The sequence below is a fragment of the Streptomyces californicus genome, from assembly GCF_000717645.1.
GTDB lineage: Bacteria > Actinomycetota > Actinomycetes > Streptomycetales > Streptomycetaceae > Streptomyces > Streptomyces californicus.
The window spans coordinates 90,707-104,464 of record NZ_JNZZ01000016.1; the positions used below are offsets into that span (position 1 = coordinate 90,707).

General features: G+C 73.3%; 16 protein-coding genes. 5 read left to right on the forward strand and 11 right to left on the reverse strand.

From position 1 onward, the window contains the following. The first annotated feature begins 33 nt into the window (after nucleotides 1-33). From IF19_RS0120855 to IF19_RS0120870, 4 genes are all read left to right on the forward strand, one after another. Nucleotides 34-795, forward strand: a complete 762-nt coding sequence (locus IF19_RS0120855; protein WP_030116984.1) for a DeoR/GlpR family DNA-binding transcription regulator — start codon at nucleotides 34-36, stop codon at nucleotides 793-795. Continuing rightward, nucleotides 792-1,739, forward strand: coding sequence for a 1-phosphofructokinase (gene pfkB, locus IF19_RS0120860; protein WP_030116983.1), 948 nt, complete (start codon nucleotides 792-794; stop codon nucleotides 1,737-1,739). The genes IF19_RS0120855 and pfkB overlap by 4 nt, the downstream gene beginning before the upstream one ends. Nucleotides 1,740-1,845: 106 nt before the next feature. Then, nucleotides 1,846-3,867, forward strand: coding sequence for a PTS fructose transporter subunit IIABC (locus IF19_RS0120865; protein ID WP_030276688.1), 2,022 nt, complete (start codon nucleotides 1,846-1,848; stop codon nucleotides 3,865-3,867). Between the two features lie 63 nt (nucleotides 3,868-3,930). Then, a complete protein-coding gene (locus tag IF19_RS0120870; RefSeq protein ID WP_030116980.1) occupies nucleotides 3,931-4,365 on the forward strand; it encodes a protein-tyrosine phosphatase family protein in 435 nt (144 codons plus the stop codon). Nucleotides 4,366-4,399: 34 nt separating this feature from the next. Here the strand turns inward: IF19_RS0120870 and lepB are convergent, their stop codons facing one another. From lepB to IF19_RS0120920, 10 genes are all read right to left on the reverse strand, one after another. Next, nucleotides 4,400-5,104 carry a signal peptidase I gene (lepB, locus tag IF19_RS0120875; RefSeq protein WP_030116979.1) on the reverse strand — a complete coding sequence of 235 codons (705 nt, stop codon included), beginning with the start codon at nucleotides 5,102-5,104 and terminating at the stop codon, nucleotides 4,400-4,402. 93 nt (nucleotides 5,105-5,197) lie between these two features. After that, nucleotides 5,198-5,488, reverse strand: coding sequence for a hypothetical protein (locus IF19_RS0120880; RefSeq protein WP_030116978.1), 291 nt, complete (start codon nucleotides 5,486-5,488; stop codon nucleotides 5,198-5,200). 117 nt (nucleotides 5,489-5,605) lie between these two features. Then, nucleotides 5,606-6,115 (reverse strand): mycothiol transferase, encoded by a 510-nt coding sequence (locus IF19_RS0120885; RefSeq protein ID WP_030116977.1) that lies wholly within the window; start codon nucleotides 6,113-6,115, stop codon nucleotides 5,606-5,608. A gap of 51 nt (nucleotides 6,116-6,166) precedes the next feature. Next, entirely contained in the window at nucleotides 6,167-7,183 is a 1,017-nt protein-coding gene (locus IF19_RS0120890; RefSeq protein ID WP_030116976.1) for an alpha/beta fold hydrolase, read from the reverse strand. Nucleotides 7,184-7,323: 140 nt separating this feature from the next. Continuing rightward, nucleotides 7,324-7,557, reverse strand: coding sequence for a hypothetical protein (locus IF19_RS0120895; protein ID WP_030116975.1), 234 nt, complete (start codon nucleotides 7,555-7,557; stop codon nucleotides 7,324-7,326). A 3-nt stretch (nucleotides 7,558-7,560) separates the two neighbouring features. Beyond that, nucleotides 7,561-8,235: a TNT domain-containing protein gene (locus IF19_RS0120900; protein WP_030116974.1), complete on the reverse strand. Its 675-nt coding sequence runs from the start codon at nucleotides 8,233-8,235 to the stop codon at nucleotides 7,561-7,563. 185 nt (nucleotides 8,236-8,420) lie between these two features. Then, on the reverse strand, nucleotides 8,421-8,936 hold the full coding sequence (locus IF19_RS0120905; protein ID WP_030116973.1) for a lytic polysaccharide monooxygenase auxiliary activity family 9 protein: 516 nt from the start codon (nucleotides 8,934-8,936) through the stop codon (nucleotides 8,421-8,423). 273 nt (nucleotides 8,937-9,209) lie between these two features. Continuing rightward, complete coding sequence (locus tag IF19_RS0120910; protein WP_030116972.1) at nucleotides 9,210-9,914, reverse strand: DUF4230 domain-containing protein; 705 nt, start codon at nucleotides 9,912-9,914, stop codon at nucleotides 9,210-9,212. 159 nt (nucleotides 9,915-10,073) lie between these two features. Then, the gene (locus IF19_RS0120915; protein WP_078625094.1) at nucleotides 10,074-11,180 is read right to left on the reverse strand and encodes a winged helix DNA-binding domain-containing protein; all 1,107 of its coding nucleotides are present in this window, start codon (nucleotides 11,178-11,180) and stop codon (nucleotides 10,074-10,076) included. A 40-nt stretch (nucleotides 11,181-11,220) separates the two neighbouring features. Then, entirely contained in the window at nucleotides 11,221-11,790 is a 570-nt protein-coding gene (locus IF19_RS0120920; RefSeq protein WP_030116970.1) for a DinB family protein, read from the reverse strand. A 100-nt stretch (nucleotides 11,791-11,890) separates the two neighbouring features. Between IF19_RS0120920 and IF19_RS0120925 the strand changes: the two genes are divergently transcribed. Then, on the forward strand, nucleotides 11,891-12,886 hold the full coding sequence (locus IF19_RS0120925) for a helix-turn-helix transcriptional regulator (RefSeq protein WP_030190205.1): 996 nt from the start codon (nucleotides 11,891-11,893) through the stop codon (nucleotides 12,884-12,886). A gap of 15 nt (nucleotides 12,887-12,901) precedes the next feature. Here IF19_RS0120925 and IF19_RS0120930 read toward each other — a convergent pair whose 3' ends face one another. Beyond that, nucleotides 12,902-13,696: a DUF4389 domain-containing protein gene (locus IF19_RS0120930; protein WP_030116968.1), complete on the reverse strand. Its 795-nt coding sequence runs from the start codon at nucleotides 13,694-13,696 to the stop codon at nucleotides 12,902-12,904. Nucleotides 13,697-13,758: the final 62 nt, after the last annotated feature.

Sequence of the window (13,758 nt, forward strand, 5' to 3'; positions counted from 1 at the left end):
AAGTATTCGGGCATCGAACGGAAGCAAACCCACATGTACGCACCGGAGCGACAGCAGGAGATCCTGCGTCTCGCCCAGGAGAGCGGCCGGGTCGACGTGCTGTCGCTGGCCGAGGAGTTCCAGGTGACGGCCGAGACCGTCCGGCGCGACCTCAAGGCTCTGGACCGGGCCGGCCTGCTGCGCCGCGTGCACGGCGGAGCGATCCCGGCCGGGCGGCTCGGCTTCGAGCCGGACCTCGCCGAGCGCGACGCCGTCGCCGCCGACGAGAAGGACCGCATCGCGCGGGCCGCCCTCGCCGAACTGCCCGCCGACGGCAACGTGATCGTCGACGCCGGGACCACCACCGCACGGCTCGCCGCCGCCCTCCCCGTGGAGACGGCGCTGACCGTGGTGACCCACGCGCTGCCGGTGGCCGCCCGGCTGGCCGACCATCCCGGGGTGGCGCTGCACCTGGTGGGCGGCCGGGTCCGTCCGCGTACCCGTGCGGCGGTCGACGCCTGGGCCCTGGGCGCGTACGCCGAGGTCAACGCGGACGTGGTCTTCCTCGCCACCAACGGCTTCTCCCCCGGCTCCGGGCTGACCACCCCCGACCTGGCCGAGGCAGCGGTGAAGCGGGCCGTGATCAAGGCGGCCCGCCGGGTCGTGCTGCTCGCCGACTCCGGGAAGTTCGGGCAGGAGCATTTCGCCCGCTTCGGGGATCTCACCGATGTGGACCTGCTCATCACCGACACGGGCCTCGGCCCCGACGACGCCCGCTCCATCGAGAGCCGGGGCACGGAAGTGGTACGCGCATGATCCTCACCGTCACTCCCAACCCCAGCCTGGACCGCACCTACGAGCTGCCCGGCCTGACCCGCGGCGCCGTTCTGCGCGCCGCCGCCGACCGCGTCGATCCGGGCGGCAAGGGCGTCAACGTCTCCCGTGCGGTCGCCGCCGCCGGCCACCGCACGGTGGCCGTCGCCCCGACCGGTGGTCCGGAGGGGGCCCTGCTCACCCGGCTGCTCGGTGATCTGGGCATCGAGGTCGCCGGTGTTCCGGTCGCCGGGAACACCCGGGTCAACGTCACGCTCGTCGAGCCCGACGGGACGCTCACCAAGGTCAACGCGGCGGGCCCCGAACTGAGTCCGACCGAGGCGGAGGACGTCCTGGAAGCGGTCCGGGCCCACGCCCCGGCAGCCGACTGGATCGCCTGCTGCGGGAGCCTGCCGCGCGGGCTGCCGCCCCGGTGGTACGCGGAGCTGGTCGAGCGGAGCCACCGGGCCGGTGCGCGGATCGCGCTGGACACCTCCGGCGCGGCCCTCATCGCCGCGCTGGAGCAGGGGCCGGACGTGGTCAAGCCCAACGTCCAGGAGCTGGCCGAGGCGGTCGGCCGGCCGCTCTCCACGGTCGGCGACGCGCTCAAGGCGGCCGAGGAGCTGCGGGGGCGCGGCGCCCAATCCGTGCTGGCGAGTCTCGGCGCGGACGGGCAGTTGCTGGTGGAGGCGTCGGGCGCGTACTTCGCCACCGCGCCGGTCGCCGTCGTACGCAGCAACGTGGGCGCCGGGGACGCCTCTCTCGCCGGGTTCCTCGCGGCGGGCGGCCGTGGGCCGAAGGCGCTGGCCTCGGCCGTCGCCCACGGGGCCGCCGCCGTCCAGCTCGCCGGAAGCCTGATGCCGGCCCCGGCCGACCTGGATCCCGCCTCGGTCGTGCTCTCCGGCGACGTACCGCTGGACCGGGCGCTGACCGAGCCCGCCTTGTGACCCCTCTCTCGCACCGAAACCCGTGCGGGCCCCACCCGTACGCGTCGTCCGCCACCCCGTCCCCCCGCTACCGCCGCACGGCGGTCCCCGAGCAAGGAGCACCGCGATGAGTGAGCTGATCACCGCGGACCTGGTCGACCTCGATCTGTCCGCCACGACGAAGGACGCCGCCGCGCGGTCGCTGGCCGAGCGGATGGTGGCCGCGCACCGCGTCACCGACCTCGACGGCTTCCTGGCCGACGTCGCCGCCCGCGAGGCCCAGATGCCGACCGGCCTCGACGGCGGCATCGGCATCCCGCACTGCCGCAGCGAGCACGTGAGCGCCCCGACGCTGGCCTTCGGACGCAGTGCGGCGGGGATCGACTTCGGTGCGGCCGACGGCCCGGCCGATCTGATCTTCCTGATCGCCGCCCCGGCGGGGGCGGACGACGACCACCTCACCATCCTGTCGGGGCTGGCCCGCAGGCTGATGGATCCGGAGTTCACCGCCGCCCTGCGCGCCGGAACGGAACCGGCGGCCGCGGCCGCCCTGATCCGCGGCGAGGAGCCGGCAGAGCCCGCGGCCGAACAGGAGCCCGAGCACGCGGAGCCCGGGCGGGACGCGGGGGCGGCCGCCGCCGAGCCGGCCGCCGACGCCCCCTTCCGTGTCGTCGCCGTCACCTCCTGTCCCACCGGCATCGCGCACACCTACATGGCGGCCGAGTCCCTGGCAGCGGCCGGACGTGACCAGGGCGTCGAGATCACGGTGGAGACCCAGGGGTCGGCCGGTTTCACGAAGCTGGACCCCGCGGTGATCGCCGCCGCCGACGCGGTCATCTGGGCGCACGACGTGGAGGTCCGCGAGAAGGGCCGCTTCCGGGGCAAGCCGCTGGTGGACGTCGGGGTGAAGGCGGGCATCAACCGTCCCGCCGAGCTGATCGCCGAGGCACGCCGCAAGGCGGAGCGCGGAGAGGTCGCCGCCATGGCCGAGGGCGACGGCGGGACGGACTCCGGGGACGGCGACGGCCTGGGCACGGACCGTGCCCACTTCGGCGTCCGGCTCCGCACGTACCTGATGTCCGGCGTGAGCTACATGGTGCCGTTCGTCGCGGCGGGCGGTCTGCTGATCGCCCTGTCGTTCGCCATCGGCGGCTACGAGATAGCCGACGCCAAATCGGTGGCCGACCACTTCGTGTGGGGCGAGGCGGACAGCTGGGCCGCGCTGCTCAACCTGATCGGCTCCGCCGCCTTCGGCTTCCTGGTTCCGGTGCTGGCCGGGTACATCGCGTACGGGATGGCGGACCGTCCGGCGCTGGTGCCCGGGTTCGTGGGCGGGGCCATCGCGCTCACGGTGAACGCCGGGTTCCTCGGGGGCCTGGTCGCCGGTCTGCTGGCCGGTGCGGTGGTGATGGCGATCCAGCGGGTCCCGGTCCATGCGACGCTGCGGGGCATCATGCCGGTGCTGGTGATCCCGCTGATCGCGTCGGCGGTCGTGGGCTTCCTGATGTTCATCGTGGTGGGCAAGCCGATCGCCTCGCTGCAGAACGCCCTGACGGACTGGCTGAACGGGCTCTCGGGCTCCAACGCGGTGATCCTGGGCGTCGTGCTCGGGCTGATGATGTGCTTCGACATGGGCGGCCCGCTCAACAAGGTGGCGTACGCCTTCGCGGTCGGCGGTCTCGCCGACCCGACGCCGGGAAGCCTGAAGGTGATGGCGGCGGTCATGGCGGCCGGGATGGTGCCGCCGCTGGCGATGGCCCTCGCCACCACCGTACGCAAGAAGCTGTTCACGAAGACCGAGCGGGAGAACGGCCGGGCGGCCTGGGTGCTGGGCGCCTCCTTCATCACCGAGGGCGCGATCCCGTTCGCGGCCGCCGATCCGCTGCGGGTCATCCCGTCGGTCATGGCGGGCGGCGCGGTCACCGGGGCGCTGTCGATGGCGTTCGGCGCGACCCTCCGGGCTCCGCACGGAGGCGTCTTCGTCGTCCCGCTCATCGGCGAGCCGTTCCTCTACCTCCTCGCCGTCGCCGCCGGGACGCTGGTCGCGGCCGCCCTCGTCGTGCTGCTCAAGGGGGCGCGCCGGACGACGTCCGCCCCGGCCGGTGACCCCGCCGCATCCGGCGAGACCCGGGTCGCCGTCACCGCCTGACACCGCGCCACTTCCCCGGGCAACGGCTCCCCGGCCGCTGCCCGGGTCCCTTAGGTTGGAGCCGTGACCGAACACTGGAACGTTTCCGGGCCCGGCGTCCTGGCCCTCCCCTCCGGGCGGCTGGTGCGGGGCAGGGGCCTGCGCAAGCCCCTCCCGCCCGGCCCCGCCCCGGACTTCGCCGTCCATCTGCTGGGCCGTACCCCGCCCCCGGTCGACTGGGAGTCCCGGTGGCTGCGGTGGCCGGACTTCCGGCTCCCCGCGGACCGGGCCGAGGCGCGGGAGGTGTTCCGCGAGGTGTGGGAACGGGCCGCCGGTGAACGGGTCGAGGTGGCCTGCGGAGGCGGGATGGGCCGTACCGGGACGGCGCTCGCCTGCCTGGCGGTCCTCGACGGGGTCCCGGCCGACGAGGCGGTGGCGTTCGTCCGCGCCGGCTATCACCCCCGGGCGGTGGAGACACCGTGGCAGCGACGCTACGTACGGAACTTCGCGCCCCGCTGAGCGCCCCGCCCGCACGGAAGCGCCGAGCGGCGTCCTACGGCTTGTCCGGGACGTTCTTGAAGGTGTCGGGGACCGGCAGGGTGCTCCAGCGGCCGACCGGCCAGGCGACGACGACGGCACGGCCCACGACCTCGTCGACCGGAACCATGCCCCGGGTCGCGTCGTCCTGGTGGTAGCGGGAGTCGGAGGACGCCTGGCGGTGGTCGCCCATCACCCAGATCTTGCCCTTGGGCACGGTGACCTTGAACCGGCCGCCGTCCTCGTCGTCGCTGCACGGGGTGTTGCCGGGGAAGACGTACGGCTCGTTCAGCGCGGCGCCGTTGACCTTGACCGGCCCCTCACCCGCGCATTCGACGGTGTCGCCCGCGACGCCGATGACCCGCTTGATGAGGTCCTTCTCCTCGGCGGAGGGCATCACGCCGATGAAACTCAGCACCTTCTGCACGGTGTTCGGCTCGTCCACGGGCACATCGCCGAGCCAGTCGGCCGGATCGTGGAAGACGACCACCTCGCCGCGCTCCGGCTCCGACCCGAACCAGGGGGTCAGCTTGTCGACGAGGACGCGGTCGCCCTTCTGCAGGGTGTTCTGCATGGAGTCCGAGGGGATGGAGAACGCCTGCAGGAGGAAGGTCTTGATGAGCAGGGCCAGCACCAGCGCGATCCCGACCAGGAGCGGAAGCTCCACCCAGAACGGCCGGTTCTTCCGCGCCTTCGACCGCCGTGTACTCGCACGCCCCATCGCACCGCTCCTCGCCCCGCGTACCACTCGCCCGTTCCTGGGGGAACGGATCCGGTGATCCACTCTATGGGGCGGCCGATGTCCGGACGGACGCTATGCCGGTTCCGCGCCGACCGGCGGGACCGTCGCTCCCTCGCCGGCGCGGACGGCTTCGACCACGCTCTGGTGGAAGGAGCGGCTCTCCTCCTCGGAGGGGCACGGCACGGGGCTGCCGGTGAGGGTGAACCAGTCCGACGAGCCGCTGTACTGGACGGCCACCGACGCCTGTCCGTCGGACCAGGTCGTATGGACCGTGAGGTCGCCGCTGAGGATGCCCGCTTCTTCGGTGCGTACGCCGCCCGTTCCCGCGTAGACGCCGCTGGTCGTCCACGATGCCCAGTTCATGACGGTCACCTCTCGGACGATGACAAGCCTGTCCAGCCCGCTGACTTCTTCCGAGTATGGCACCGCCGATCGGACTACGCACGGGTGTGCGAAACGGGGGCCGTGCCCCCCCGAGCCTCAGGCGCGTTCCAGCATTCCGCGCACGTAGGCGGCCTGGCCCGCGTGCTGCAGGTCCTCGGCGACGACGCTGATCAGCCGGACACCCAGCGTCACCGGAGGTGACCAGTTCTCGTCGACGATCCGGTCCAGAGCGTGGCCCTCCAGACCGGCGACGAAGTCGAGCGTCCGCTCCTGCACGGCGTCGAAGTAGCCGAGGAGCAGTTCGGCGGATTCCACGCGTACGGCGGCGACCTCCTCGGCGCTCTGTCCGTAGCCGGTCGCCGAGGCGTCGAACGGGAGCGCGAAGCGGTCGGCCCAGCCGTCGGTGAGCCAGATCTGGTCGGTTCCGGCGGCGTCGGCGATGTGGTCGTCCTGGACGCGGGTGAGGTGCCAGACGAGCCAGGAGATCGAGTTGGCCCCGGGGTCGACGCGTGCGTCGAGGTCCTCGGGCCCGAGCCCTTCGACGGCGGCGTGAACCGCTTCCCCGACCCGGTCGAACGCTTCGGCGAGCATGCCTGCGGTATTCATCCGCCCACCTTCGCCCCGGACGCCGGGGCCGCCCGGTTGCGACACACCCGCTCAGCCGCGAAGGCCCCGCAGCCAGTCGGTCAGGAGGCGGTTGACCTCCGCGGGGCGTTCCTGCTGGATCCAGTGGCCGCAGCCGTCGAGGACATGGGCCGCGGTGAGGCCGGGGAGCGTCTTCGGGTAGGCCTCGACGGCATCGGACATCCAGGTGGTGGAGGCGTCCCGGGAGCCGCCGATGAAGATCGAGGGCTGGGTGACGGGCGCGCCGTCCCAGGCGGCGAGGTCCTCCCAGTCCCGGTCGACGTTGCGGTAGCGGTTGAGCGCACCGGTCAGGCCGGTCCGTTCGAACTCCTCCGCGTAGACGTCGAGGTCCCGCTCGTCCAGCCAGTCGGGGAGCTCTCCGGCGGGGAACCGGTCGGCCATGCGCGCGCCCGGCGGTACGAAGAAGAGGCCGGGGTGGCCGTCGGGAACGGGGGCGTCGCCCGACAGTCCGGCGTAGAAGCCGGCGAGCCAGCCCCGTACGTCCGGTTCGATCTCCGCCTCGGCGCGGTCGGGGGTCTGGAAGTAGCTGACGTAGAACTCCTCGTCGCCGCCGACGGCCGCGAAGCCGTCGGTGGGCCGGGGGCCGCCCCGGGGCGCGTAGGGGACGCTGAGGAGGCCGACGGCGGTGAAGACGTCGGGGCGGAGCAGTGCGCTGTTGGCGGCGATGGGCGAGCCCCAGTCGTGGCCGACGACGGTGGCGGTCTCCTCGCCGAGGGCGTGCACGACGGCGGTGTTGTCGGCGACGTGGGCGAGCATGCGGTAGGCGTCGGTGGCGGCGGGCGCGGAGGAGCGCCCGTAGCCGCGTACGTCGATGGCGACGGCCCGGTTTCCGGCGGCGGCCAGGGCGGGGAGCTGGTGGCGCCAGGAGTACCAGGACTCGGGGAAGCCGTGGACGAGCAGGACGAGGGGGCCCTCGCCCTGCTCGACGCAGTGGATCCGGCCGCCGGGGACGCCGACCGTACGGTGGGTGGCGCCGGGCAGCAGGGCGGAGGGGCGTCCGGCGGACGGTGCGGGTACGGGGGCGGGCATGGGTCCTCCTCGGGCACGGGCGTCATCGTTCGGCGGGCGGCCGGTCCAGGTGGCCGGGCCGCCCGATGCCGATCATTCGGCCGGGGCGGCCCGGTGGACAAGCTTCTTTGCCGGTCCGGCAAAAGGCGGGGGAAGGCCGTTCACACGAGGAGTTCCAGCAGGTGGCCGCAGGCGGCGGCCTCGTCGGGGTGGCGGGTGAGGACGTCGTACGCGCCGCGTTCGAACGCCCCGGTCTCCCAGCCGCCGTCCGGACCCCGCCGGACGAAGAGGAAGTCCGTCGGGGTCGGACTGGGCTCGTGGACGCCCTCGATCCAGTAGTAGCCGCCGGGGATGTGCGCCTCGACGAGTGCGGTGTGCAGGGCCCGGCGGTCCATCGGCTACGCCCCCGCGGGCGTCAGGTAGGCGTGGTCCAGCAGCCATTTCACGTTGAGCCGCTGCCCCGCGCCCGGGTCCAGGAAGACGGCGTCCAGCTTGATCTGCTGACCGCCGCCCGGCTGCTCGAACCACGGGGCGATGGACCCCTGCCAGACCCAGAAGGGCTTGGCGACCTTGTAGACGCGGTAGTCGCACGGGGTGTCCGCGTCCCGGGTGTTGAGGTTCTGCGGCGGCAGGGCGCGTTCGGCGTAGGCGTCGCCCGCCGGAGCCAGGTAGCCGCCGTACTCGGAGCCGAAGCGGTCGAGTCGCTGGCCGGTGCGGAGCTTCACGGGCTCCTTGTCGATCTCGCCGTTCACCTCGCCGAAGCCGTCGTTGGGCGGGTACTTCCAGCTGCCGGTGTCCGCGGGGCCCTCCCAGTACTTCTTGAGGAAGTCCTTCGGCGTGAGCCCGCCGGTGCGCTGGTAGCCCTTCAGCAGCGGGCCGACCGGCGCGAGCCGCTTGCCGGGCAGCCACTTGGGGCCGAGGCGGGCGTCGCCGCGGAACTCGCCGGTGCAGGGGTCGTGGCGTTCGGCGGCGGGCGCGGGCCGGGCGGACGCGGGTGCGGCGCTCGCCGCCGGGGCGGAGAGCAGTCCGGCGGTGATGCCGAGCGTGGCGAGCACGGTGCTGACGCGGTTCATGCGGGGGCCTCCCGAGGCGCTGACGATCGATCGGAATCGCTGGCGTAGGGTAACCGCTCGATCACGCACTGGGGTTGCGCCGTGCCGCTTTCCGGCCACCGGGGGCAGCGGTACGCCCCGGTCGCGAGGTGCGACCGGGGCGTGGGGGCGGCCGGCGGGCGCGGAGCCGGGTCCGCCCGTGTCCGCTAGCCGACGTTGACGTCGATGCAGGCGTAGAAGGCGTTCGGGGTGTCCGCGACGTTCCAGACGGCCAGCACCTTCTGCTTGCCGGTCTTGTCGCCGAAGTCGACCTGGTGGGTCACGGTCGCCCCGGGCTGTGCGCCGCCGTCGTCGAACTCGGCGATCTTCTCGCCGCCCACGAAGTACTGCCAGGTGCTCGTGGCGTGACGCGCGGTCAGCTTCCACTCGAACTGCTGGGAGCGGTTCACCGGGGTGACCGCCCAGCCCTTGGAGTCGTCGTCCAGTTCGGCGAAGCCGCTGTTGCCGCCACTGCAGCTGGTGAGCCCCTTGGGCCCCTCGACGCTCTGGGGCTCGTAGGTGATGGAACCGCAGCTCACGGTCCCGGCGGCGCACTGCGCCTGGCGGCTGGGCGGGTTGGAGATATAGCCGTGGGCGCTTGCGGAGCTCGCCGGGAGGCTCAGCGCGAGGACCGGGGCGAGCATGGCGCCGACGGCGAGGGCGGTCTTCCTTTTCGCGTGCATGTTTCTCCTTCACAGGAGACCGCACCGCGCGGTGGCGGGCCGTGGGGGCCCGGCTTCGACGGCGTGGCCTCGCGAGTGTGGGGCCAAGTGGCGCGAAGGCCGCAAGTCCTTTGCCGGACAAGGGTGATGACGGATGTCCGGAAAGGCCCTGCACTTGGACTAGACCATACCTAGCGACGCGTCCACGTCAAGGGTGGTGGGTGCGGGGCCGCCTCCCCCCGGAACGTGGACGGGCGGCCGCGCGGGGTTCGCGCGGCCGCCCGTGCGGAGCGATCATCCCTGGTCGTCGGCGTACCGGACCGTGACCCGTTCGAAGCCGAGGGAGGTGAGCAATCCCTTGAGCATGTCGGCGGTGTTCTTCTCGGCGCGGGTGGTCAGACCGCTCTCCTTCGCCGCCTCCGCTATGTGCCGGGAGGCGAGCTTGTTGACCGCCTGCTCGCTGCCGGGGTTGTCGGAGAAGAAGTCGCCCAGCCGGTCCAGGAGACCGCGCTGCTTGGACACCGCGTACGAGCGGTCGGGGTCGAGGGCCGGCTTGCCCAGTACGGCGCGGGGCAGGCGGATCTCGGCCTCGGTGCGCTCCTCGTTCACCACGACGCCGTCCTCGGTGAGCCTGCCGAGGTCCACCGAGGCGTCGACCGTGCCGGCCCCGACGAAGAGCGTGCGGGTGCCGCGCAGGACGTCGGGGACGAACTTCGTGTCCTTCTCCAGGTCGACGACGACCTGGAAGTTGCCCGAGGCCGCCTCGTAGGCGCTCATGTCCTGGATCGACTTCAGTACGGCGGGGCCCGACCGGTCGTGGGTCTCCTCGCCGAAGAAGTCGTCGAGCCCCGGCAGCAGGCTGAGTCGGCTCCCGGCGAACAGCAGGGCCAGGACGGCCGCGCCGACGCCGAGGACCTTCAGCCACCCCCGGGAGGAGCGGGCGTCGCGCTTTCCGCCGTCGTGCGGCGCGGGCTCTGTGGTTACGTCGTTGGACGTCATGGAGTGCGTTTGACCCGAACCCGGTGCTTTCAGTCCGCCTCCCACGGCATGTCGGCCAAACTCCCGTACCAAATGGGCCCGTTCCGGTACGGACCGGCAGACGCCGGGGGTTGCGGAGGCCGAACGACCCTAGGGCCTGTCTGACAATTCCCGTCTGCCTCACGACGCCATGCACGCACTCTCGCCGCACTGGCCCCAGGCCCAAGTACGTCCAGTACGAGGGCCTGGAGCCGGCACGCCGAGAGCCACGGCGGCGCGGTCGGCCCCGGAGAGGGGACGCAACGGCTCCACCGTGACCGCGCCCTCGACCACCCGCCAGGTGGCGGAGACCCGGCCGTCGACCAGGACCACGCGCTCGCCGGCGACCGAGAGGCCGCGGTGTCCGTCGTCGATGATCCGCCCGCGCTCCTGGTAGCCGAGGATCGCGTTGTCGAAGGCCGGCAGGAAGCGCACCGGCGCGGGGGTGTCCGGATCCGGGCGCGGCGCGTCCGGGAGGTCGAGCAGCTCCCGGCCCCGCTCGTCGCGGAAGCGGACCAGTTCGTCGCGGACCGCGGCCACCGCTGCGGGCAGCCCGGCCAGTCCGGACCAGGCGCGCAGGTCCGCCGTGGCGGCCGGTCCGTGGGCGGCCAGATAGCGGCGGACCAGCTCCCGGCCCACGGGGTCGGCCCCGTCGGGCGCGGGCGGGTCGACCGGCCGGCCGAGCCAGGAGGAGAGGGCGACGTTGCGCACGCCCCCCTTGGTCCGCCACAGCCCCCGGGGCGGGGCCTGGGCCATCGGGACGAGGGCGGCGACCACCATCTCGCCCAGGGCGCGGGGGCCGGGGCCGGGCCACCGTCCGGCGAGCTCCCGGACGATCTCTGCCGCCGTACGAGGCTCCCCGTCCGCCATCAGCTCTTCCGCGTCGGCGGCGAGTCCGTCCAGATCGACGTCTCTCAGCTCGTCCCGGTAGACCCCGAGCACACGCTGGCGCAGCATCGCGTCGTGGCGGGACCGCCAGGCGAGGGCGTCCTCGGCGGCGACGAGGTGGACCGTGCGGCGCATCAGATGGGTGCGCACCACGTTCCGCGAGGTCAGCGAGCCGGACAGGGCGGCCGGGTCGAAGGCGGCGAGCCGGGACCACATCCCGACGAAGGGCTCCTGCGGTTCCTGCGCCTGGAGGCCGCAGAGGTGGGCCACCGCGTCGACGACGGGCAGTTTTGCCCGGTCGAGCAGCAGTTGCCGGGCGAGCGTGGCGCGGTTGAGCGCCCGGTCGTCGAGAACGGTCACCCTGTCGTCTCCCTCTTCCCGTCCGTCCGGTGTCCTGTTCTCAGGTCGCCTGCCGTCCGTCGAGCGTCTCGCGCAGGATATCGGCGTGCCCGGCGTGCTGGGCGGTCTCGGCGAGGACGTGGGCCAGCACCCGCCGTACGCTCCATTCGCCGCCGGGCTCGTGCCAGGGCGCCTCGGGGAGCGGGTGGGCCGCCGAGAGGTCGGGAACGGCGAGGACGATCTTCTCGGTGCGGGCGGCCACCTCTTCGTAGGCCCGGAGGATCGCGGCCAGCGTCTCGCCCGGCTGCATCCGGAACTCCTTCTCGCGGTCGATCGCCCACTGCGGGTACGCGCGTGCCGTGCCGGCCATGAGGTCGTCCCAGGTGACGCCGTCGGGCAGGGCGAAGCTCATCGCGGAGGGCCCATCGGTGACGAAGTTCAGCCAGTTCTCCTCCACCGCCGTGACGTGCTTGACGAGGCCGCCCAGGCACAGGGAACTGGCCGTCGGGGTCCGGCCCGCGCTCTCGTCGTCGAGGCCCTCGACCGAGCCGACGAGGGCGGCCCGCGCGGCGGCCAGGGCGGCGAGCAGGTCGGTGCGCTCGGCGTCGGTGAAGGAGGCGGTCGTGGTCATGGTCGTCAGAGCCCTTCGGAGGTCCTCGTCGTGCGGTACGGCTCCACCTTCGCAAGAGAAGCGGCCAGGATGTGTCCTCTTCTCCGCTCATACTGACCGCATGCCGAAGACCTCCGCGCGACTGCTGGCCCTGCTCTCCCTGCTCCAGGCACGCCGGGACTGGCCGGGGGCCCTGCTGGCCGAGCGGCTGGAGGTCAGTCCGCGCACGGTGCGGCGGGACGTGGACCGGCTGCGGGAGTTGGGCTACCCCGTCGTGGCGTTCAAGGGGCCCGAGGGCGGCTACCGGCTCGACGCGGGCGCCAGCCTGCCGCCGCTGCTGTTCGACGACGACCAGGCCGTGGCCCTCACGGTCGCCCTGCGGACCGCCGCCGCCACCGGGGCGGGGATCGGGGAGTCGGCGGCCCGCGCGCTCACCACCGTCCGGCAGGTGATGCCCGCCCGGTTGCGCCACCGGGTGGACGCGTTGCGGATCACCGCCGTCGAGCGCACCGGAGTTCCGCCTCGGCCGCAGGCCGACCCGCGCGTGCTGCTGGCCCTCAGCTCGGCCGTGCACGCGGGCGAGGTGCTGCGTTTCGGCTACTCCCCCGCGTACGCCCCGGCGGCCGGGGACGGCGGGGACGCGCCCCCGGTGCGACGGGTGGAGCCGCACCGCCTGGTGACCTGGGGCGGGCGCTGGTATCTCGTCGCCTGGGACCTGGACCGGGAGGACTGGCGCATCTTCCGCGCGGACCGGATCGAGCCGCGTACTCCCACGGGTCCCCGCTTCCCGCCGCGTGAGGTGCCGGGCGGCGATGTGGCCGCCTTCGTCGCCGCCCGCTTCCAGGGCTCCGAGGGGCCCGGCGCGTGGCCGTGCCGGGGCGAGGTGATCCTCGACGCCCCGGCCGGCGAGGTGGCGGTGCACGTTCGCGACGGGATCGTCGAGGAGGACGGACCGGGGCGCTGCCGGGTGGTTCTGGGGGCCTGGTCCTGGGCGGGGCTGGCCGCGGATCTCGGCCGGTTCGACGTGGACATCGAGGTCGTCGGACCCGCCGAGCTCCGGGACGCCTTCGCCCGGCTCGCCCGGCGCTACGCGGCCGCGGCGTCGGAGGCGCCGTGAGGAGTCGCCACGTGCTCAGGGCCCGAGGAGACGGGTGGCGGGGGTGTCGTCGGTCGTCGAGGCGGTCACGGACGACGTGACGTGTCCCGCGAGGCCGAGCACCAGGAAGAGCACCACGAGCCACTTGGCGGCGCTGCTCAGGACCAGCGGCCGGGCGCCCGGGTGCGGGGCCCGCGTGGCTCCGGCGAACGCGTCGTCGCCGAACAGGCCCTTGGGGTAGGCGGGAGTGAGCATCATGACGTACGCGGTGAACCGCATCCGGTAGCGCAGGGTGGCGGTCGTCGCCTCGAACAGCGGCCGGGGCATGCGGCCGAGGACCAGTGTGATCAGCCACCAGACGAAGGCGAGCGCCCACCAGCCGTACACGGCGAGGCTCTGCACGATCGCCGCCGGGATCATCAGGAAGACGCGGAAGAGCACCGCGAGCCGGTTGAGCGGCGTGGGGCGCACCTCGATCCGCGCCGGGTAGTCGGCGGGCGGGGTCAGCGCGAAGGGCGGGTAGCGGTCGATGAGCAGCATGTCGCTGGCCGAGACGCGCATGTCGTAGCCGAGGACGCCGCTCAGGAAGCGGAAGACGGGGTCCGGCAGCCTGCCCAGGGCCAGGGCCGCGAACCAGCCGACGATCACGGTGAAGAACGCGGCGATGTGCAGGACGAACAGCACGATGAAGTGCGGGATCAGCAGCAGGAGTCGCAGGAGCACGGTCAGCCGCCGCTGCCGTGCCGGTTGGACGATCTCCAGGACGGGCCGGAACTCGTCGGCGTCCGTCTCCGTGCGGCCCGGGCTCCATCGGCCTTCGGGTTCGGCCATGGCGCTCCTCCTCGGCAGGGGCTCCGTACGCCCGTCCGGGCGCACGGCGTGTCCCCACCGTG